Genomic DNA, 22,058 nt, shown 5'->3' with positions numbered 1-22,058 from the left:
CAGGCCAGACAGGCGGGCTCAGTGCCCCGTGCGCAGCAGGTTGGCCAATTCCACGGCGGACTTGACCTGCATCTTGTCGAACACCCGTGAGCGGTGAACCTCGACCGTGCGCACGCTGATGTCGAGCTGGTCAGCGATGAGCTTGTTGGGAAGACCGGCCACCACCAGGTCCATCACATCACGCTCCCGCTCAGTCAGTTCGCTCAGGCGCACCTGCAAGTCGCTGCGTTCGCGCACCTGAGCCAGCCGCTCGGCCGATTGGGCGAGTGCCTGCTCAATGCGGTCCACCAGCGCGTTGTCGGAAAATGGCTTCTCGCAAAAATCAAAAGCGCCACGCTTGACGGTGTCCACCGCAGTGGGCACGTCGGCGTGGCCCGTGAGAAAGATCACGGGCATGGTGGCCAGATCGCCACGCGCGGCCAGTACGTCAAACAGTGCCAGCCCACTCATGCCTGGCATGCGCACATCCAGCAGCAGGCAGCAGGGCTGGCGCTGGGGAGGCCGCTTTTGCAGCATGGCGTCAAAGGCTTCGGCCGAATCAAAGGATTCGCTGGGCAGTCGGCGCGAGCGCAGCAGCCAGGCCAGCGCCTCGCGCACGCTGGCGTCATCGTCCACGATGTACACGGTGGCGTTGGTGATTGGCTCCATAGATCCGTTCAGTTGTCCATTGCAATGTCTGTCACGCGCAGATGATGAAACCACCACGGCCCCAGCGAGGGCTGCCACAACGCGCCTCAGGGGGTGGTTCCATTGTTCACGGGCAGCGTGAAGGTGAATACCGTACCACGTGGCTCATTCGGCGCAAATCCGAGATAACCGCCGTGCTGTTCGATGACCGTGCGGCACATGCTCAGCCCCAGCCCCATGCCCTCCGGGCGGGTGGTGAAGAACGGGGTGAACAGCCTTTCTGCGACTTCGGGGGGAATCCCGGTTCCTACATCAGTCACTGCAAATTCAATCCAGCCGTTGTGCTGGTTCGAGGCCGCACGCTGCACCCGGATATCGAGCACACGCGTGCGCACGCTGGAGTCATCCATGGCCTGCATGGCATTGCGCGCCAGGTTCAACAAGACCTGCTCCACCATCGTGCGGTCGCACAGCACGGGCGCCAGGCCCGGCTCCACCGATGTGTTGACGCGCACACCCAGCTTGCGGGCCTGCAGGCTCACCAGCGGCAAGATGGCATCCAGCAATTGCTGCGCGTGCACGGCCTCACGGGCCTGATCGCGGCGCCGCACAAAGTCATGCACGCTCTTGATCACGCGGCCCGCGCGCTCGGCTTGGCGGGCGATCTGGCGCATGGCCATGCGCACATCCTCCAGCGCATCAGGCTCGGGTGCAGACGCACTGACAGGTGTGACATGTTCCAGCAAGTTGATGGAGCCGTTGGCATAGCTGGAGATAGCGGCCAGCGGCTGATTGAGTTCGTGGCTGAGCAAAGACGCCATCTCGCCCACAGTGGCCAGCCGCGCAGTGGCCTGCAGCCGCTCCTGCGAGGCGCGCGACAGCTCCTCGACCCGGCGCTGCTCGCTGATGTCCAGGAACGCGCTCATCCAGCCTGTGTGCTGGCCCTGGGCGTTGATGAGCGGCGCCTCAATGATCAGCACCGGAAACCGCGTGCCGTCCTTGCGCATGAACTCGGACTCGAACCCCTCGCGCGGCGGCATGGTGCCTGCAAAGCGAATGGCCTGGCGCTGCTGGTATTCCTCCACACGCTCGGGCGGCCAATAGGGGGCCGACATGCTCAGGCCCAGCAGCTCCTGAGGGTTAAAGCCCACCATCTCGCAGAAGGCGGGGTTCACGTAGGTGATGCGCCCTTCCAGGTCGCGCGCGCGCAAGCCGGTGACCAGCGAGTCCTCCATGGCCTTGCGAAAGGCCAGCGCATCGGCCAGGTCGCGCTCGGCGCGCAGGCGGCGGCGGTTGTCGCGCACCAGCACCACCATCACCGTCACCAGCGCAATCGACATGGCCGTCACAAGGGCCGTCAGCACATTGGGAAACAGGCTGGGCGCGCTGTGCCAGCTGTCCATGCGCAGCACCAAAGTGCTTCCCGGCAGGTCCAGCAAATGCTGCGCTGAGAACATGCGCGAACCTCGCCGCGCCGCGCCCAGCACGGCCAGCCGTGTGCCATCGGCCTCGGTGAATGAGGCCTCCTGGCTGCGCGTGAGGCTGTGCCCCACCAGATTAACCAGGATGTCCTGCAACGCATACGTAGCTACCAGGTACCCAATGGTGCGCCCACTGGCAGACAGCGGAACACACAGCTCCATCATCTCTGAGCCCAGTCCATCCCCATGGGGCTGGAAGTAGCTGCTGGAGTACGCAGGCCCGCCCAGGCGGCGCGCGTTGGCGCAGGCGATGGTGAGGTCCGACTGGCCGCTGTCGCGTGCCCGCATGTCCCAGGCCACCGGGCGGTAGGGCGACTGCACATGGGTGCGCATGCGCAGGTTGGCGTCGCGCAGCTCAATGCGTACCAGCTCGCGCCGGTTGCGCAGCAGGTCGGAGGCATCGACCTCCCAGGCCAGCTGGCTCGGGTTGTCGCTGGGCAGTGCCTGCAAGCTCTGCAGGTTGTGTGTCAGCGCCGTGCGGATGTCAGAGACTGCATCGGCGGTGTCGCGCTCCAGGCGGCTCTGCACCTGGCTGGCCTCGTAGCGTCCGGCCAGCCACACCATGGTGGCCAGCATGGATACCACCAGCAGCACCAGCGCAGTCCACAACGACCAGCGCCGCCAGGCGCCGCGCCAGCGCTGCAACAGGGTGCGTTTGGCGGGGGTGGCCGTCACAGTACGCGGTGGGTCAATGCGGGCAGCTGGGCACGCACGGCTCCCAAGCGTTGCGCGTCCAGCTCGCCGATGACCACGCCAGCGCCCTGGTCACGCTGCGCGACGATGCTGCCCCAGGGGTCTACCAGCATGCTGTGGCCCCAGGTGTGGCGGCCGTTGGCGTGCACACCGCCTTGGGCAGGGGCCAGCACGTAGGCCAGATTTTCCACCGCGCGGGCACGCAGCAGCACCTCCCAGTGCGCCTGGCCTGTGGTGTAGGTGAAGGCGCTGGGCACCAGCATCAGGTCCGCCCCCGCGCGGGCATGCGCACGGTACAGCTCCGGAAAGCGCAAGTCGTAGCACACAGACAGCCCCACACGCCAGCGCCGTCCGTCCCGCGCTTGCAGATCAAAGTGCACGAGGGTGTCACCGGCATCGATGATCCGGCCTTCGTCGTACTGCTCTGCGCCGTTGTGAAAGCGAAAGAGGTGGATCTTGTCGTAGCGCGCAACGCAGGCCCCCTTCGGGTCGAAGACCAGCGTGGTGTTGCGCACCCGGTCCGGCGCATCAGTAGCCATCGGCAGCGTGCCGCCCACGATCCACATCTGCAGCGCGCGTGCGGTGTCGGCCAGAAATTGCTGGATCACGCCGGAACCGGCGGTCTCACGCAGCGCCAGCTTATCGGTGTCCTTGTGCCCCATCAGGCAAAAATACTCGGGCAGCACGGCCAGCTCGGCGCCGCCCTGCGCAGCTTGCTCCAGCAGCTCGCGTGCGGCGCGCAGGTTATCGTCCAGCGCGGTGCCAGACACCATCTGGATGGCGGCAACTTTCATGAGGGTTCTCCGGTCTTGGTGGACGGACTGGCGCGCGGCGTCGCCTCGGTGGCGGGGCTCGATTCGCGCCCCCGGCGGGCCACGCGCACCACCCGCGGGTCGGCCCAGGTGCCATCGATGCGGAACTCCTGGGTGGCAGCCTCGATGAGCGGGCCACGCAAAAACACCTGGGCCAAAAAGCTGCCCAGGCCAATCACAGGGTTGATGGCCGTGGCCACGAGCGAGGCGGTCATGGCATTGATCTCTGGCACCACCACCACACGCAAGTCCTGTGTCTCCTGGTCAACGTTGGCGCTGCCTTCCATCAACACGGCCGCATTGACGCCCTTCATCTGCAGGTTGTTGGTGGTGGCCACGCCACGCTCAATACGCACATCACCCCGCACAAAATCAAACGCAAAACCTTCGCTGAACACATCGCGAAAATCCAACGTCAGGCGGCGCGGCAGCGATTGCAGACTGAGCACGCCCAGCAGTTTGGCCAGGCCGGGGTCGGCCTTCAGAAACTGGCCGGATTCGACATTCAGGTTGATCTGCCCGGTCATGCTGCGGTAGTCAGGACTGAACGGTGCGCCAATCCAGCCCACCTGCCCTTCCATGCGGCCTTTGCCGCGCCGCACCACGTTGGCCGTGCCCAAGCGGGCCAGCAGGTCGCCCGAGTCGCGGATATCGAGCTTGAAGCTGAGCACGGTGCGCCGCTCGGTAGAGCGGGGGTCCGCGGCTGCGGCATTGAGCACCGCCCAGTTGCCGCTGGCGGTCAACGTGGCCTCGGGCGCGGTGATATTGAACTTGGACAGGCGCCATTCGCGCTGCGGCCCCTCGCCGCCCCGGTTCTGGGCCTCCACCTCCACCCGCCCCAGCCGCTTGCCCCGCAGCTCGAAATCTTCCACCACGATGTCCAGCGCGGGCAGGTTGCCCGGTTGCTCGTTGAGCAGTTGTTCGACCTGAGTCACGTCGCTTTGCGGCATGTTCACACGCGACAGGCGGGCATACAAGCGGCCGTCGCTGAACTCGGTTGATCCGGGCTGGCGGTATTCGAGGTACCCGTTGAGTTCGGTGGCGTCAAGGTTGGCGCGCCAGGTCGTGCCGTCGCGCAGGGCCCCCGCCACCACGTTGTGCAGGGTGCGCCCTTGCAAAGTGAGTTCACGCGCGCGCAGCGCCAGCGTGGTGGGCAGATAGTTCTGGGCCACGGCCTGCCCGGCAGGCGCCGTCGCCGCTGCGGGGCTGCGGGCGGCGGGCTCGACCGCCGTGGCCCGCGTCAGCACCTCATCCCAGGCGTCCACATCCAGCTTGCCCTGGTTGATGTTGGCGGCCACGCCCTGCGCAGGCATGGGGGCCGACTCGCCATTGCTCAGGCCTACCCCGATCGCGCCCCGCAACACAAGGGGCTGGGGGCCGCTCAGGTCGCGCAGGTAAGTGGCCGAGCCGAGTGGGCCCAGGTCCAGCGTGATCTGGTCCCGCAGCGGAGGGGCATTAGTGCCGTTGGTGTTGCCGTTCCCACCGCCGCTGTTGCTCGCCAGGCCCACCAGCGATTCGCGCGCCACCTGATTGTCGAAACGCAGGGCCAGACTGCTGTCCGCAGCCTTGCCCAGCGGGGGCGGCAAGGCCAATGCCAGGCCCTGCAGGCTGGTGTTGACCTGCAACTCGGGCACCCCCCGGCGGAAGGACAGGGCCAGCGTGTACGGTGCGCTGCCTGTAGCCCGGTGCGCCAGTTGCGACAACATGCCCAGCTGCGGGGTTTGCTGCAGCCCTTCGGCCGTGGCGGTGCCCTGTGCACGGATCTGCACTGCCGACTCGGTGGCCGGGGCATTGGCCGCCAGCGCGCGCATGCCCCCCTCCAGCCGGACCGGGCCGCCCAGCGCCTGGGCCTGCACGTTGGACAGCGAAAAACCGGTCTCGCTGAACTGGACGGCGCCCCGCACACGCGTGAGCGCGGGGGTGTCAGGCGTGATGCGCAGCTCATTGCCTGCCAGCGTGACGCTACCCTGCACCTTGGATTTGTTGATGTCGCTGATGGGCAGACTCAGCCGCAGCTGGAAGTCAGCGTTGCCCGTGCCGCTGGCCTGCTCCAGTGCGTTGCCCGTCATGCGCCCGAGTGGCGAGGTGGCCATGAGCGTGAGCAGCTCTGCCAGCGGGCCGCGCGCGTCGGCGCTGACACCGACCACGGTGTGCGCCAGGTCTGGAATACGCGCTTCGACCTTGGACAGCCGCAGGCCCTTGCTGCCCGCAAAGCCACCGCTAGCGCCGCGCACCTGCATGGAGGAGCGCTCAAAGATCAGTTCGCCCCCCAGGTCGGTCAGCGCAGGCCAGGGCAGGGTACCCGCAGGCTGTAGCGCGGTGGGTACGTAGGCATAGGTGACATCCTTGACACGCGCAGCAATCCGGAATTCGCCTTGCTTGGGGTCGTTGAAGGGCAGGTCGTTCAGATCACCCTTGACGCGGAACTGCACATTGCTGGCGCTACCGGCCACCACCGCATCACGCACATAGTGGCGCGAATCGGCGGGGATGGACAGCGGAAGGTAGCGGTGCACCTGGGTGCCGTCAGCGCGGTGCAGCGTGCCCGTGAGGTCCAGCACACCCGGAAAGCGTGACCGGTGGGGCACCTTGGCTGCATCGCTGGTGTGCCAGGTGGCGCGGGCCTCGCCCTGGGCATCTGCGTTGGCAAACTGCACGTCATTGGCCTGCACGGCGATGCGGCCGCCGTCCAGCTGCCAGCGCACATCGGCGCTGAGCCGGTCCAGCGGCAGGACGGGCTCCTCGAACACCCCCGGCAGCACCAGCGCGCCCGACGCCATGGTCAGCGCCGCCTTGCCACCCGCCTGGGTCATGTCGATGTTCAGATTGGCGCCGCGCAAGCCCAGGTGGGCGGGGGCCTCGCCATCGGTAGCACCTGCCAGCGCCAGCCCCTGGATGCGCCCTTTGACCTGGTACTGCTGCAACGCGTCCAGTGGACCTTTCCAGTTGGCCTGGATCTCGTCCACCAGGCCCTGGGGCGTGTAGGTGCGCAAGGCATCATGGGCGACCGGCCCCAGCGGCAGACGGCTGGCCACTTGTGCCAGGGCCGCCAAGTCCAGCCGGTCGGCACGCAGCTCGCCCTGCGCCGGGGCCTTGCCGTTGGCATCGGTATGCACCAGCCGCAGGTTGCCGCCCGGCCAGGTCAGGCCATCATCGGTCTGGAACTGCAGCGCCTGCGTCGAAAACTCAAAGCCACCACTCAAACGGCGCCCTCCCAGGCGGCCCTGGATGGAGGGCAACACCAGCGGACGCAAATCAGAGGCCAGGGTGGTATTGACATCAGCCAGCGCTAGGTCGGCAGTGCCACCCACCACCTGCCCGCTGCGCACATCGGCCCAGGCCCGCAGCGCGCCCCGGCCCCGCGCCACTTCGATGCCCACGTCGGCGTGGTGCCGCAGGTGCGAGACATCCACCCGCGAGAAATCGGCAAACACCTGGCCGCTCCAGTGCTTCCAGTTGCCATCGCGGGCGCGCAGCAGCGGCGCGCGAAACAGGCCCACCAGGGTGAAGCGGTCACCCCATTCCGGCGGCGGGGTGGCATCCACCCGAAGGTTGTGGCGCCAGTTGCCGTTGCGCAAAACCAGGTCCACCTTTTCCAGCGCCAGCTCGGGGGCGCCGCGCTGCTCATCGGTCCAGCGCACCGTCCCATCCTTGATGTACACCTCGCCCTGCGAGAACAACCAGTCGGCCGCCGCACTGCTGTCGCCCTGGTTCTGGGCAAACTCCAGGCCCGCCACATAGATGCGCCCGTCGCTCGCCCGGCGCACATCCAGGTCGGGGCCTTCGATGTAAAGCTGCTCAAAGCCCCACTGCAGCAGCGAGCGGGGCGACAGCGCCACCACCACCCGGGGCAGGTGCAACGCAGTGCGGCCCGAAGCATCCAGCAGCGCCACATCGGAGAGTTCAATGGATGGGATCAACCCCTCGGTGCGGGCCACGATGGCGCCGATCTGCACGGGAACCCCCAATACCCGTGCGGCCTGCGCCTGCAACTGTGGGCGGAAATCACCGATTCGCGGCACAATCCAGCCATGAAGAGCCCCCCATGCGATGGTCAGCAACAGCCAGAAGGCGAGCAACAAGCCCAGCGACCACCGCGCAAAACCTGCGACTATTTTCAGCAGGCGTGAGGGGTGCGAAGTGGGATCGATCATGGTGAGATGGAAAGTGGCAGGAATTATGACCCGCAGTCCTGGCGTGGGTTCACTCGCGACCCGCGCGCCCAGTGACCTTTTGTACACGGCAGGGCACCCGGCCCAGCCCCCCGCTTCCCGTCCAACATCCGGCTGTGGCTGCCATGCACCCTTCTTTGTCTGACCCCCGCTGCCACCAGCCCCTGCCCGAGGGGCCCCTGGCGGAACACTCCCGTTTTTACCAGCGCCTGCACCGCCGCTATGCCAACGACCTGCCCCTGCTGCCACCGGGCGTGCCGGTGCTGGCCACCATGGAGCAGGCCTACGACGCACTGCGCGCGCGCGGCTGCGACACGGGCACCGCGCTGCGTGTGCTGCGCCAGCTGGTCATGGAGCGACTCATCCAGCTCGACTGCGAAGCGCAGACACCACTGGCCGACATCACCCGGGCAGTGACCGAACTGGCCGAGCTGGCCCTGGACCGTGCCTGCCACCAGGCGCGCCGCGAATTGGACGAGCGCCATGGTGCCCCGTGCGGCCCTCAGGGCCAGCCCGTGCAGCTGTGGATCATCGGCATGGGCAAGCTTGGGGCCCGCGAGCTCAATGTCTCCAGCGACATCGACCTCATCTATGTCTATGAGCACGATGGCGAAACCGCGGGCATGCCCGATGGCCGGGGCCGCATCTCCAACCACGAATACTTTGCACGCGCCGTCAAGGCAATCTACAGCCTGGTGGGCGACACCACCGAGCATGGCTTTGTCTTCCGGGTGGACCTTGCCCTGCGGCCCAACGGCAACTCGGGCCCCGCATCAGTGTCCCTGGCCGCGCTGGAGGAATACCTTCAGGTGCAGGGCCGCGAATGGGAGCGTTTCGCCTGGCTCAAAAGCCGTGTGGTCGCCCCGCGCGACTGCATTGGCAGCCCCGAGGTGCAAGCGTTGCGTGGCGTGGTGCTGCCATTTGTGTTCCGCCGCTACCTGGACTACAGCGTGTTCGACGCGCTGCGCTCGCTGCACAGCCAGATCCGGGACCATGCCTCCAAACGCAGCGCCGGGCACCCCGAGCGCGCCAACGACGTCAAGCTCTCGCGCGGCGGCATCCGCGAGATCGAGTTCACCGTGCAGCTGCTGCAAGTGGTGCGTGGCGGGCAGTTCCCCGAGCTGCGCCGCCGCCCCACGCTCGATGCGCTGCAGCGCCTGGCCCATGCAGGCCTGATGCCGCAGGAAACCGCCGACGCGCTGGCCCGGGCCTATGTGTTCCTGCGCCGGGTAGAGCACCGCATCCAGTACCTGGACGACCAGCAGACCCACGTACTGCCCACGCGCGACGACGACCTGGCCTGGATCGCCAGCACCCTGGGCTACAAAGACTGCTGCGCCTTCCTGCACGAGCTGGATGCACACCGCGAGCTGGTGGCCCAGGAATTCGACACCCTGCTGGGTGGCAACGGCAAAAAACAATGCAGTGGCGGCGGCTGTGGCGGCCCACGGGCAGCAGCACCGCCCCCTCCCGAACTGGAAGTCCTGCTGGAGCAACTGCCGCCGGGCTTTCGCGAGCGTGTGGCCGAGTGGCGCAACCACCCACGCGTAGCCGGGCTGCGCGACGAAGCGCGGGCCCGCCTGTTCCGCCTGGTGCTGCGCACGGCCCAGTGGCTCAAGGAAGGGCGCGTCACCGAAGAAGCCACCCTGCGCCTGGCCAACTGGCTGGAGCCCTTGCTGCGGCGCGAAAGCTACCTGGCGCTGCTGCTGGAGCGGCCTTCCGTGCATGAACAACTGCTGCACCTGCTGGGGGCGGCCAAGTGGCCCGCGCGCTACCTGCTGCAGCACCCCGGCGTGATCGACGAACTGGTGGGCGACGCGCTGTTGTCCGAGCGTTTTGTGGTGGCCGACTTTGAACGCGAACTGGGCATGCGCCTGGCATCTTTGCGCTCTACGGGCGAAGACGACGACGAGACCCTGCTCAACCTGCTGCGCCGCGCCCAGCATGCCGAGACCTTCCGCACCCTGGCGCGCGACGTGGAACGCCGCATCACCGTCGAGCAGGTGGCTGACGACCTCAGTGCGCTGGCCGACAGCGTGCTGCGTATCACCAGCCAATGGTGCTGGAGCCGCCTCAAGAACCGCCACCGCGACGAGCCCCAGTTCGCCATCATTGGCTACGGCAAGCTGGGCGGCAAAGAGCTGGGCTACGGCAGCGACCTCGACATCGTCTTTGTGTTCGACGACGATGACGAACGGGGCCCGGAGGTCTACGCCGCGTTTGTGCGCAAGCTCATCAACTGGCTTACCGTCAAGACCGGCGAAGGCGATCTGTACGAGATCGACACCGCGCTGCGTCCCAACGGAAACTCGGGCCTGCTGGTGACGAGCTTCGAGGCCTACGCCAACTACCAGCAGCAACGCGGCAGCAACACCGCCTGGACCTGGGAACACCAGGCCATGACGCGCGCCCGGTTTGTGATGGGCAGCGAGGCCCTGCGCGAGCGCTTTGACGCCGTACGGGAGGCCGTCATCACCTCCGCCCGCGACCCGGTGGCACTGCGCGGCGAGATCGTGACCATGCGCGAGCGGGTACGCTCGGCCCACCCCACACCTGCCGGACGCTTTGACGTGAAGCACAGCGCGGGCGGCATGGTGGACGCCGAGTTTGCCGTGCAGTACCTGGTGCTGTCGCAGTCTGCCGCCCACCCGGAGCTGCGTGGCAACCTGGGCAACATTGCGCTGCTGCAGCGGGCCGAGCAAGTAGGCCTGCTGCCCGCAGGGGTGGGCTACGCTGCGGCCGACGCTTACCGCGAACTGCGCCGAGTGCAGCACGTGGCGCGCCTGGACGAGGCGCCGACCCAGGTCACGCCACCCGCACTGCAGGCCGAGCGCGACGCCGTGCTGGCACTCTGGACGGCGGTGTTCGGCACAGCGCCCTAGTTGCGACGGCCCTTGCCGCGGTGACAACCGGTTGCACTTTGGTGCGGCAGCGGTTTCTGAAAAATTCATTAATTCAAACAACTGTTTGAATTCTGGTGATTTAATCCGGGACCATGAGTTCTGGCACCCACCCCCTTCCCGCTGCCGCCCAACGCACGGCGCGCAGCGATGGTGAAGACACGCGTGCACGCCTGCTGCAAGCAGCGCTTCAGCTGTTCTCCGAAAAAGGCTTTGCCCAGACGTCGGTGCGGGCTATTGCGCAGGCGGCGAGTACCAACGTGGCGGCCATTGCCTACCACTTTGGCGACAAGGCCCAGCTGTACACCGCCACGTTCTACGAGCCGTTTGGCAGCGGCAGCGACCTGATCCCTGTGTTTGCCAACCCGGCGCTGGATCTGCCGGGCGCGCTGCATCACTATTTCGCCGGGTTCCTGGAGCCGCTCAAGCACGACGACCTGGTGACGCAATCGCTGCGCCTGCACGTGCGCGAGCTGCTGGACCCTACCCATGTCTGGCCCGAACTCATCGAACGCGAATGCCGTGCGCCGCACATGGCGCTGATCCAGGTTCTGTGTCGGCACATGGGCGTGCCGGTGGTGGACGACGACATGCACCGGTTGGCCTTCTCCCTGGCCGGCCTGGTGATGCAGCTGTGGACACAGCGCGACCCCCTGATGGCCATTGCCCCTCAACTCGCAAGTGCAGAAGCAGTGGACCCATGGGTGGAGCGGCTGACTGGCTACGCGCTGAGCATGGTGCAGGGAGAAATCGCCCGGCGACAGGCCACACAACGGCCTGAGCGTCGCACTTTGAGGACTTCACACAAGAAGGAATCCAACGCATGAACATGCGCAAGACCCGTTTCGTATGGGCCGCTTTGCTGCCTCTGGCCCTGGGCGCCTGCGCGGTCTCCGCGCCGCCCGCCCAGGTGCCCGCGACTCCACCCGTGGCCTGGCAGGCACCGCTGCCGCACCAGGGTTCGCTGGGCGACATGGCCCGGTGGTGGACCCAACTGCAAGACCCGCTGCTGGTCGAACTGATCGACGCAGCCCAGGCCGTGAGCCCCGGCATCGCTCAGGCCCAGTCGCGCATCGCACAGGCCCGCGCCACGCGGGTTGCCAGCCGGTCCGCCTTGTTGCCATCGCTCGACGCGCAGGCCAGCGCCAGCCGGGGCTTCAACGATCAATTGGCCCGCGTGGCCACCACCTCACAGGCCGGGCTGCAGGCAAGCTGGGAGGTGGACCTGTTTGGCGCCAACCGCGCCGCCAAAACCGCCGCTGATGAGAGGCTGGCAGGCGCACAGGCCCTGTGGCACGAGGCGCGCGTGAGTGTGGCGGCCGAGGTGGCGCAGCAAACCAGCAGCATCCGCACCTGCCTGGCCCAGGTGCAGGTGGCCGAGCGCGACGCGCAGTCCCGGGGCGAAACGTCACGCCTGTCCCAGCTCAGCGAACGCGCGGGTTTTACTGCACCCGCCACAGCGGCACTGGCACGCGCCAGCGCCGCCGAGGCCCAGGCCCGTGCCTCGCAGCAGCGCATGCAATGCGATGTAGAGATCAAGGCCCTGGTGGCGCTCACCGGCTGGGAAGAGCCCACGCTGCGCAACCGGCTGGCCCAGCCGGTGGCTGCGGCCCCCGACGCGCTGTTTGCCGTTGCCGTGCTACCGGCCCAGGTGCTGGCCCAGCGCCCCGATGTGTACAACGCCGAGCGCGAAGTGGCCGCCGCCAGCGCGGACGTCGCCAGCGCCCAGGCCCAGCGCTACCCGCGGCTGACACTCAGCGGCAGCGTGGGTGCGGCCCAGGTGCGCACGGGGGGCGTGACCACCGACCTGAGCACCTGGACCATCGGCCCGCTGGCGCTCAGCGTGCCAATTTTTGACGGTGGCCGCCGCGCCGCGCAGACCGACGCAGCGCAGGCCCGCTACGACGAAGCCGCGTCGCAATACCGGGCCAAGGCACGCCAGGCGGTGAGCGAGGTGGAACAAGCGCTGGTGCGGCTGCAAAGCACCGCCGAGCGCAACGTCAGCGCACGCACGGCGGCCGAGGGCTACCGCACTTCGTTCGACGCGACCGAGGCGCGCTGGCGCGGTGGCCTGGCCAGCCTGGTGGAGCTGGAAGATGCCCGGCGCACCGCACTGGCCGCCGAGAACGCGCTGGTCGCGCTGCAGCACGAGCGCCAGACTGCCTGGATTGCGCTGTACCGCGCCGCTGGCGGTGGCTGGAAGCTATGAGACACCCCCCTGAGGCGCTCTGCGCCTTCCCCCCGCTCTCGCATTGCTACGCAATGCGGGCAGGGGGACGCAGCCCTCGCTGCGGGGCGGCCCTTGCTTGGCAGCCCTCGTCTGCGCATCGCCAGTTTCGAGCGCAGTGGGCCACCCCCAACACCATGCACAGCTGATTTGAATTCTCCAGGACAGATGCACATGCAACACTCCTCTTTCTCCTTCAAGTTTTCCCCTACCACCTTCGCCGTGATCGCCGCCTGCGTGCTGGCAACAGGCGGTGCGCTGGTTTTCTCGGGCGCATCGCGTGCGGCCGATGAGCCCAAGGCGGGCCAGCCCCGGCCTGCGCTCACCGTGAGCACGGCCCAGCCACAGCGTATGCAGGTGCCGCTGCGCCTGGCAGCCAACGGCAACATCGCCGCCTGGCAAGAGGCCAGCATCGGCGCCGAAAGCAACGGCCTGCGCCTGACCGAGGTGCGCGTGAACGTGGGCGACGTGGTCAAGGCCGGGCAGGTGCTGGCCACCTTCTCGGCCGACACGGTGCTGGCCGATGTGGCCCAGACGCGCGCCAGCCTGCTCGAAGCCCAGGCCAATGCGGCCGAGGCAGCGGCCAATGCCGACCGCGCCCGCTCGCTGCAGGCCACGGGCGCACTCAGCCAGCAGCAGATCCAGCAATACACCACGGCTGAGCAAACCGCAAAGGCCCGCGTGGAGGCTGCCAAGGCCGCGCTGAACGCGCAGCAGCTGCGCCTCAAATACACGCAAGTGGTGGCGCCTGACAGCGGCGTGATCTCGGCCCGCACGGCCACCGTGGGCGCGGTGGTGGGGGCAGGCACCGAGCTGTTCCGCATGGTGCGCAAGGGCCGCCTGGAGTGGCGCGCCGAGGTCACATCCACCGAACTGCGGCGCATTCAGCTCGGCGCCAAGGTCAGCGTTACCGCTGCCAGCGGCGCGGTGGCCGAGGGCACCGTGCGCATGGTCGCGCCCACGGTAGACCCACAGACGCGCAATGCACTGGTCTACGTGGACCTGCCTGCCAACACCGACTTCCGTGCCGGGATGTTTGCGCGGGGCGAATTCGCGCTGGGCAGCAGCGACGCGCTCACCGTGCCGCAAGAGGCGCTGGTGGTGCGCGACGGGTTCTCGTACGTGTTTGTGGTGGGCGGCGACCAGCGGGTGCAGATGCGCAAGGTACAGACCGGCCGCCGCGTGGCCGACCGGGTCGAGGTGCTGTCGGGCCTGGACGCGGGGGCATCGGTTGCCGTGCGCGGTGCGGGCTTTTTGAACGACGGCGACCTGGTGCGTGTGGCGGCCCCTGCAGCAGCGCCCGAGGCTGGCAAGCAGTCCTCCAGCCAGCATTTCATGCAAAAAGTGCCTGTAGCGCTAGTGAATCATGCGCCAGCAGCTATCAATTAAGGAGCATTCCAGATGAATGTATCCACCTGGTCCATCAAGAACCCCATACCGGCGCTGATGCTGTTTGTGCTGCTGACCTTCGGCGGCCTGCTGTCCTTCAACGCCATGAAGGTGCAGAACTTTCCCGACATCGACCTGCCCACGATCTCCGTGACCGTGGCGCTGCCGGGCGCCTCGCCCGCGCAGCTGGAGAACGACGTGGCGCGCAAGATCGAGAACAGCATCGCCACGCTGCAGGGCCTCAAGCACATCTACACCAAGGTGCAGGACGGCGGCGCCGCCATCACCGCCGAGTTCCGGCTGGAGAAGCCCACGCAGGAGGCGCTGGACGACGTGCGCTCTGCCGTGGCCCGCGTGCGCGGTGACCTGCCCGGCGACGTGCGCGACCCCATCGTGACCAAGATGGACCTGGCCGCGCAGCCGGTGCTGGCCTTCACCATCGCGTCGGCCCGCATGGATGACGAGGCGCTGTCGTGGTTTGTGGACGACGCCGTGGCCAAGAAACTGCTCACCGTGCGCGGCGTGGGCGCCGTCAACCGCGTAGGTGGTGTGCAGCGCGAGGTGCATGTGGCGCTCGACCCGGTCAAGCTGCAGTCCCTGGGCGCCACGGCGGCCGATGTGTCGCGCCAGCTGCGGCTGGTGCAGACGGAGAGTGCAGGCGGCCGCACCGACCTGGGCGGCAGCGAGCAGCCGGTGCGCACACTGGCCACGGTGCAGTCGGCGCAGGAGCTGGCGGGCCTCACGCTCGCCCTGTCGGACGGCCGCCACGTGCGGCTGGACCAGGTGGCCACGGTGACGGACACCATTGCCGAGCCCCGCGCGCTGGCCCTGCTCAACGGCAAGCCGGTGGTGGGCTTCGAGGTGGCGCGCAGCAAGGGCGCCAGCGAAGTCGAAGTGGGCTCTGCCGTGCAGGCGGCCCTGCAGGAGATGCGCGCACAGCACCCGGACCTGGAAATCACCGAGGCCTTCAACTTCGTGTTGCCCGTGCAGGAGGAATACGACGGCTCCATGCACCTGCTGTACGAAGGCGCGCTGCTGGCCGTGCTGGTGGTGTGGCTGTTCCTGCGCGACTGGCGCGCCACCTTCGTTTCGGCCGTGGCGCTGCCGCTGTCGGTGATCCCGGCGTTCATCGGCATGTACTGGCTGGGCTTTTCGATCAACGTGATCACGCTGCTGGCGCTATCGCTGGTGGTGGGCATTTTGGTGGACGACGCCATCGTGGAGGTCGAGAACATCGTGCGCCACCTGCGCATGGGCAAGACGCCCTACCAGGCGGCCATGGAGGCTGCGGACGAGATCGGCCTGGCCGTGATCGCCACCACCTTCACGCTGATTGCGGTGTTTTTGCCCACTGCGTTCATGAGCGGCATTGCGGGCAAGTTCTTCAAACAGTTCGGCTGGACCGCGTCGCTGGCGGTGTTTGCCAGCTTGGTGGTGGCACGCCTGCTCACGCCCATGATGGCGGCGTACATCCTCAAACCCATCGTGGGCGGCCACAAGGACCCGCGCTGGATGACGGTGTACCTGCGCTGGGCCGCGTGGTGCATCAAGCACCGGTGGATGACCTTTATTGCCACGGCGGCGTTTTTCATCGGCTCGCTGGCGCTGATCCCGCTGCTGCCCACGGGCTTCATCCCGCCCGACGACAACTCGCAGACCCAGGTATACCTGGAGCTGGCGCCAGGCGCCACGCTGGCGCAGACGCGTGCCGCGGCCGAAGACGCGCGCCAGCGCATCGCCAAGGTGGAGCATGTGCAAAGTGTGTACACCACCATCGGCGGCGGCTCGGCTGGCACCGACCCCTTCATGGGCGGCGCGAGCACCGAAACGCGCAAGGCCACGCTGACCATTCTGCTGTCCGAGCGCGGCGACCGCCCGCGCAAGCAGGGCATCGAGAACCAGATCCGCGCCGCGCTGGAGACGCTGCCCGGTGTGCGCAGCAAGGTGGGCCTGGGCGGCTCGGGCGAGAAGTACGTGCTGGTGCTCACGGGCGACGACCCGCAGGCGCTGACCACGGCCGCATTGGCGGTCGAAAAAGACCTGCGCACCATCCCCGGCCTGGGCAGCATTTCGTCCACCGCCAGCCTCGTGCGGTCCGAAATTGCCGTGCGCCCCGACTTTGCCCGCGCCGCCGACCTGGGCGTGACCAGCAGCGCGATGGCCGAAACGCTGCGCATTGCCACGGTGGGCGACTACGACGTTTCGCTGCCCAAGCTCAACCTGGCCGCACGCCAGGTGCCCATCGTCGTCAAGCTGCAGGACGATGCGCGCAAGGACCTGTCGCTGCTGGAACGCCTGCCCGTGCCGGGCGCCAAGGGCCCGGTGATGCTGGGCCAGGTGGCCACGCTGGAGTTCAGCGGCGGCCCGGCCGTAGTGGACCGGTACGACCGCGCTCGCAATGTCAACTTTGAGATCGAACTCTCGGGTCAGCCGCTGGGCGATGTGACCAAGGCCGTGGAGGCGCTGCCCTCCATCCAGAACCTGCCGCCCGGCGTGCGCCAGATCACGATTGGTGACGCCGAAATGATGGGCGAGCTGTTTGCCAGCTTTGGCCTGGCCATGCTCACGGGCGTGCTGTGCATCTACATCGTGCTGGTGCTGCTGTTCAAGGACTTTCTGCACCCGGTGACCATCCTGGCGGCGCTGCCGCTGTCGCTGGGCGGGGCGTTTGTGGGGCTGCTGATTGCGCAGAAGAGCTTCTCGATGCCCTCGCTCATCGGCCTGATCATGCTCATGGGCATTGCGACCAAGAACTCCATCCTGCTGGTGGAGTACGCCATCCTGGCGCGGCGCGAGCATGGCATGACACGGTTCGAGGCACTGATCGACGCCTGCCACAAGCGTGCACGGCCCATCATCATGACCACGCTGGCCATGGGCGCAGGGATGATGCCGATTGCGCTGGGCATTGGTGCGGCGGATGCCAGCTTCCGCTCGCCGATGGCAGTGGCGGTGATTGGCGGTCTGATCACGTCCACGCTGTTGAGCCTGCTGGTGATTCCGGCGGTGTTCACCGGTGTGGACGACCTGGGCCAGGGGTTTGCGCGGCTGGCTCGCCGCCTGCGTTTTGGGCGGACTGACCCTGGCGCACCGGCAGCACCCGCAGCGGCGGCCACGGCGCAAGCAGCCCCGCCCCCCGCGCCCTGACACCAGGGCGAACCCGGCCACCCCCGGTATGCGCCCAAAAAGCAGGGCAATCACGGGGGTTGCACGGGCTTTGGTTGGGGGTAGCCGTCGGATAATGCAACGCGCACCATGAACCTCGTCAGCCTGAACATCGAATCCATCCAGTTGGGCCACCCACTGCCTTTTGTGCTGCGGGGGGCCGATGGCGTATTGCTGGCGCAAAAAGGCTACGTGATACGCACCCGGGAAGAGCTGGCCAAGATGGTGGGGCGGGGGCGGCAGCTGTGCGTGGATACTGATGAGTCCGGTGACAGCCACCGGGCCTACCTGGCACAGCTGCAGCGCATGCTGATCGCCGACACCAATCTGGGCGAGATCGCAGCCATGAAGATGACGGCGGGCGAGCAGGCTGCCGCCGCCCGCACAGGCAAAACCCTGCCCGACTGGCCAGAGCTGCAGTTGCGCGCCACACAACTGCTGCGCGCCCCGTCGCCCAGCGACTTCGGCGGGCGCTTTCAGTCGCTGCACGACGAGCTGGTGCGCCATTGCGAACAGACGCCCGACGCCACGCTGCTGGCCCTGATCTATCTCTCGACCCAGGAAACGCGCATGTACAGCGCCACGCATTCCATGCTGGTCAGCTGCGTGTGCATGGTGGTGGCCCGCGAGATGCTGCGCTGGCCCAGCGGCCGGGTGCAGCAGTTAGGGCACGCGGCTCTGAGCATGAACATCGCCATGACCGAGCTGCAGGACCAGCTGGTCCTGCAGACCCAGCCCCTCACCGCCACCCAGATAGCCGCCGTGGAAGACCACGCTGCGCGGTCCGAGGCACTGCTGCGCCACCTGGGCGTGGCCGACCCGGTGTGGCTGGAGGCCGTGCGCTGCCACCACCACCGCACGCCCGGGCCCCTGGCCAAGAAGACCGAAGCCCAGCAAATGGCCCGCCTGCTGCAGCGCGCCGACATTTTTGGCGCCCGCATGGCCCCCCGCGCGGCGCGGCTGCCCATGCCCGTCACGGCCGCCATGCAGGCCAGCTACTACGACGAAGAACACCAGGTGGACGAGGCAGGCGCAGCCCTCGTCAAGACCCTGGGCGTATACCCCCCGGGCGCCTTCGTGCGCCTGGCCAGCCGTGAGGTGGGGGTGGTCATCCGCCGGGGCACCACAGCCACCACCCCGCGCGTAGCCGTGGTGACCAACCGCGACGGCATGCCCACGGGCGAACTCATTCCCCGTGACACGGGCATGCCCCCCTGGAAGATCACCGGCGTGGTGGCTTTCAAGGATGTACGGGTCAAGCTGCCGCTGGACCGCCTGCTGCAAATGGTCTGACGCCGCGCCGGGGCCACCGCAGGTGCCCCGGCTCCCTCTGCTGCCGCCGTCGGGCCGGGCAGCGCCGCTGAACCCTCGTTTGTTTCGCCCCCGAGCGGCGCCCCGCGCACGGCGCCGGGGTTGGCGTTGCCAGCGCACTTGTCCCTGCCAACGCCAACAGGGACTGGCACCGCTCGCACTGCCGAAACGGTTTTCGCCCCCTCACCCCACTTCGTTCAGAAATCTGAATCCAAATGCGCTCGCACCACGTAAACCATTCAGTACAAATAAAAACTCATGTGGACAAAAAATGATGGAATGGTTAAATTGCCTGCACTCACTGCCTCCAAACCTATGAACCGCCCTACACGACTCCTCTCGACAGCTGCCGCGCTGGTGGCCTGGCTGCTGCTGGCGCCCACCGCCCAGGCGGCCGATGCACCTGCCGGATGCCCGGCCACGCTGCAGCACACCTTCCCGCGCCTGCAAGACGAAAAGCCCCAGTCGCTGTGCCAATACAGCGGAAAAGTGGTTTTGGTGGTCAACACGGCCAGCTTCTGTGGCTTTACCGGCCAGTACAAGGGGCTGGAGGCGCTGTATGCCCACTACAAGGACAAGGGCCTGGTGGTGCTGGGCTTCCCGTCCAACGACTTCGCCCAGGAAAAAGGCAGCAACCAGGAGATCGCTGACTTCTGCGAAAACACCTTCGGCGTGAAATTTCCGATGTTTGCCAAAAGCAGCGTGAAGGGCCCCGAGGCCTCGCCGCTGTACCAGCAGCTGGCGCAGCTGTCGGGCACGGCGCCCCGCTGGAACTTCCACAAATACCTGCTGGGCCGCGACGGCAAGTTGGTGGATCACTACTCCAGCCTGACCGGGCCTGACAACAAGGGCCTGGTGCGCGCCATCGAGCAGCAATTGGCCCTGCCTACGCCCCGGTGAGTGCCATGATTTCTTTACATTTCTTGAAAAAAAATACAGAGGGCCTCTGGAACTTCGCCAGCGCGGCCCCACTCTATCCATTGCGCAAGACGATTGCGCGGCGTACAGTTTTAACGTTGCGAAGCCTTTCGGGCCCTCGGGTTCCGACTGACCTCCTGGAGCGCTTCTCCTCCCTCCCTCTCTTATTCGTTTCGGGACGCTTCGCAACCTTTTTATTCCGTGCACCGGCCAGAGGGAGCCGGTCATGAAAATCGCCATCATCGGCTCCGGCATCTCCGGGCTCTCCGTCGCACGCCAGCTGCGCGGCCAGGCGGACATCACGCTGTTTGAGGCCGGCGACTACTTCGGCGGTCACACCCACACGGTCGATGTCACGCTGCCCGATGCGTCGGGAACCTCCGTCACCCACGGCGTGGACACCGGTTTTCTGGTGTTCAACGAGCGCACCTATCCGAACCTGATCCGCCTGCTGGCCGAGCTGGGCGTGGAGACCGCCAAATCCGACATGTCGTTCTCGGTGCAGGTGCCGGGCGCCCTGAGCGGCCCTGGCGGTGGCCGCGCGCTGGAGTGGAGCGGCACCAACCTCAGCACCGTGTTTGCCCAGCGCTCCAACCTGGTCAGTCCGCGCTTTCTGGGCATGCTGCGCGACCTGCTGCGCTTCAACAAACTGTGCACGCGCATTGCAGAGAAACAGGCCGAGGCCGCGCTGATGCAGCCGCTGGGCGACTTTTTGCGCGAACACCGCTTTGGCGACGCGTTCCGCGACTGGTACTTTTTGCCCATGCTGGGCTGCATCTGGAGCTGCCCCACCGACCAGATGCTGAAGTTCCCCGTGGCCACCATGATCCAGTTCTGCCACAACCACGGACTCATCCAGGTGAGCAACCGCCCGCAATGGTGGACGGTGGCCGGTGGTGCGCGCCACTACGTAGACAAAATCGTGGCGGGCATTGCAGACAAGCGCCTGAACACGCCCGTGCGCCGCATCGAACGCGATGCAGCCGGTGTGCGCGTGGTGACTACAAGCCACACAGAGCACTTTGACAAGGTGGTGCTGGCCACGCATTCGGACCAGTCGCTTGCGCTGCTGGCCCAGCCCACCGCCCAGGAGCGCGCCGCGCTTGGTGCCATCCGCTACCAGGCCAACCGCGCCGTGCTGCACACCGACACCTCGGTGCTGCCCCAGCGCCGGGCCGCTTGGGCCGCGTGGAACTATGAGCGCGCCCCGCAGCGCAGCCGCGAGTCGGCCCGCGTGTGCCTGCACTACCTCATCAACCAACTGCAGCCCGTGCCGTTTGCGCAGCCCGTGGTGGTGTCGCTCAACCCGGTGCGCGACATTGCGCCTGAACACGTGATCGGCAGCTACGACTACGCCCACCCGGTGTTCGACATGGCCGCCATCCGCGCGCAGCAGCAGGTGGGCAAGTTGCAAGGCCAGCAGCACACCTGGTTCTGCGGCGCCTGGACGGGTTATGGCTTCCACGAAGACGGCCTCAAATCGGGTCTGGCCGTGGCCGAGCAACTGCTGGCCGCCATGCCCGCGCCCCTGGCGGAGGCTGCGTGAGCCACGCCCCAGCCCCACCCGCAGCGCCCCTGATCGGTTTTGGCCAGGTGCGCCACACGCGGCTGCGGCCCCGGCGGCACGCTTTTGCCTACCCCACTTTTTTCCTGATGCTGCCGATGCGCGGCATGCCCGGCATACAGAGTGAACTGGCCATCAACCGGCGCGGTGCCATCAGCTTCCATGACGTGGACCACGGTGACGGCCGCAGCGCCGCGCAGGGCGGGGCGCTGGCCTGGCTGGACGAGCTGCTGCGCACCGAAGGCATCGCCGACGCCACCGGCGAGGTCTGGCTGCACTGCTACCCGCGCGTGCTGGGCTACACCTTCAAGCCCGTGAGCTTCTGGTACTGCCACCGTGCCGACGGCCACCTGCGCGCCATCGTGGTGGAGGTCAACAACACCTTCGGCGAGCGCCACTGCTACCTGCTCGAAGCGCCGCAGTACGGCGTGGAGCAGCGGGCGCGCAAGGTGTTCCATGTGTCGCCGTTCTGCGAGGTGGCTGGCGGCTACCGCTTTCGCTTCCTGCGCACCGAGGCCGGGGCACAGGACGCAGGCCGCACCGTGGTGCGCATCGACCACGACGACGACACCGGCCCGCTCATCCAGACCAGCGTGAGCGGCACCCTGCACGCCATCACCGCACAAACCCTGCGCCAGGCGCTCTGGGGCTACCCGGCCATGACGCTGGCCATCATCGCCCGCATCCACTGGCACGCGCTGCAGCTGTGGCTCAAGCGTGTGCGTTTCCACCGCAAGCCCGAGGCGCCCGCCTCCATCGTGACCCGTTGATCTCCATGCCGTTCCAGCCCCGAGAGACC

General features: G+C 67.3%; 13 protein-coding genes. 9 read left to right on the top strand and 4 right to left on the bottom strand.

What is annotated here, in order from left to right; translation table 11 throughout:
• Positions 1–18: 18 nt before the first annotated feature.
• The 4 genes from OIN59_RS02715 to OIN59_RS02700 all read right to left on the bottom strand — a co-directional run bounded on the left by OIN59_RS02715 (position 19) and on the right by OIN59_RS02700 (position 7,767).
• Positions 19–648, bottom strand: a complete 630-nt coding sequence (locus tag OIN59_RS02715) for a response regulator transcription factor (RefSeq protein WP_274106893.1) — start codon at positions 646–648, stop codon at positions 19–21.
• An 86-nt stretch (positions 649–734) separates the two neighbouring features.
• Complete coding sequence (locus OIN59_RS02710; protein ID WP_274106891.1) at positions 735–2,783, bottom strand: two-component system sensor histidine kinase NtrB; 2,049 nt, start codon at positions 2,781–2,783, stop codon at positions 735–737.
• The gene (locus OIN59_RS02705) at positions 2,780–3,595 is read right to left on the bottom strand and encodes a carbon-nitrogen hydrolase family protein (protein ID WP_274106889.1); all 816 of its coding nucleotides are present in this window, start codon (positions 3,593–3,595) and stop codon (positions 2,780–2,782) included. Before OIN59_RS02705 ends, OIN59_RS02710 begins: the two co-directional genes overlap by 4 nt.
• The gene (locus OIN59_RS02700) at positions 3,592–7,767 is read right to left on the bottom strand and encodes a YhdP family protein (protein ID WP_274106887.1); all 4,176 of its coding nucleotides are present in this window, start codon (positions 7,765–7,767) and stop codon (positions 3,592–3,594) included. Before OIN59_RS02700 ends, OIN59_RS02705 begins: the two co-directional genes overlap by 4 nt.
• A 143-nt stretch (positions 7,768–7,910) precedes the next feature.
• Here OIN59_RS02700 and glnE point away from each other — a divergent pair, with 143 nt between their 5' ends.
• From glnE to OIN59_RS02655, 9 genes are all read left to right on the top strand, one after another.
• Positions 7,911–10,667: a bifunctional [glutamate--ammonia ligase]-adenylyl-L-tyrosine phosphorylase/[glutamate--ammonia-ligase] adenylyltransferase gene (gene glnE / locus OIN59_RS02695; RefSeq protein WP_274106885.1), complete on the top strand. Its 2,757-nt coding sequence runs from the start codon at positions 7,911–7,913 to the stop codon at positions 10,665–10,667.
• 113 nt (positions 10,668–10,780) lie between these two features.
• Positions 10,781–11,512 (top strand): TetR/AcrR family transcriptional regulator, encoded by a 732-nt coding sequence (locus tag OIN59_RS02690; protein WP_274106883.1) that lies wholly within the window; start codon positions 10,781–10,783, stop codon positions 11,510–11,512.
• Positions 11,509–12,894, top strand: coding sequence for an efflux transporter outer membrane subunit (locus tag OIN59_RS02685; RefSeq protein WP_274106881.1), 1,386 nt, complete (start codon positions 11,509–11,511; stop codon positions 12,892–12,894). The genes OIN59_RS02690 and OIN59_RS02685 overlap by 4 nt, the downstream gene beginning before the upstream one ends.
• A 192-nt stretch (positions 12,895–13,086) precedes the next feature.
• Positions 13,087–14,301 (top strand): efflux RND transporter periplasmic adaptor subunit, encoded by a 1,215-nt coding sequence (locus OIN59_RS02680; protein ID WP_274106879.1) that lies wholly within the window; start codon positions 13,087–13,089, stop codon positions 14,299–14,301.
• 12 nt (positions 14,302–14,313) lie between these two features.
• Positions 14,314–17,448 (top strand): efflux RND transporter permease subunit, encoded by a 3,135-nt coding sequence (locus OIN59_RS02675; protein ID WP_274106877.1) that lies wholly within the window; start codon positions 14,314–14,316, stop codon positions 17,446–17,448.
• Between the two features lie 108 nt (positions 17,449–17,556).
• Positions 17,557–18,759, top strand: a complete 1,203-nt coding sequence (locus OIN59_RS02670; RefSeq protein ID WP_274106875.1) for an HD-GYP domain-containing protein — start codon at positions 17,557–17,559, stop codon at positions 18,757–18,759.
• 333 nt (positions 18,760–19,092) lie between these two features.
• On the top strand, positions 19,093–19,677 hold the full coding sequence (locus OIN59_RS02665; RefSeq protein ID WP_274106873.1) for a glutathione peroxidase: 585 nt from the start codon (positions 19,093–19,095) through the stop codon (positions 19,675–19,677).
• Between the two features lie 244 nt (positions 19,678–19,921).
• The gene (locus tag OIN59_RS02660; protein ID WP_274106871.1) at positions 19,922–21,241 is read left to right on the top strand and encodes an NAD(P)/FAD-dependent oxidoreductase; all 1,320 of its coding nucleotides are present in this window, start codon (positions 19,922–19,924) and stop codon (positions 21,239–21,241) included.
• Positions 21,238–22,029, top strand: coding sequence for a DUF1365 domain-containing protein (locus OIN59_RS02655; RefSeq protein ID WP_274106869.1), 792 nt, complete (start codon positions 21,238–21,240; stop codon positions 22,027–22,029). The genes OIN59_RS02660 and OIN59_RS02655 overlap by 4 nt, the downstream gene beginning before the upstream one ends.
• Positions 22,030–22,058: the final 29 nt, after the last annotated feature.

It is taken from the genome of Acidovorax benzenivorans, from assembly GCF_028680575.1.
GTDB lineage: Bacteria > Pseudomonadota > Gammaproteobacteria > Burkholderiales > Burkholderiaceae_C > Acidovorax > Acidovorax benzenivorans.
The sequence above is the reverse complement of the archived record's forward strand: the minus strand, read 5'-3'. Positions and strand labels throughout refer to the sequence as shown.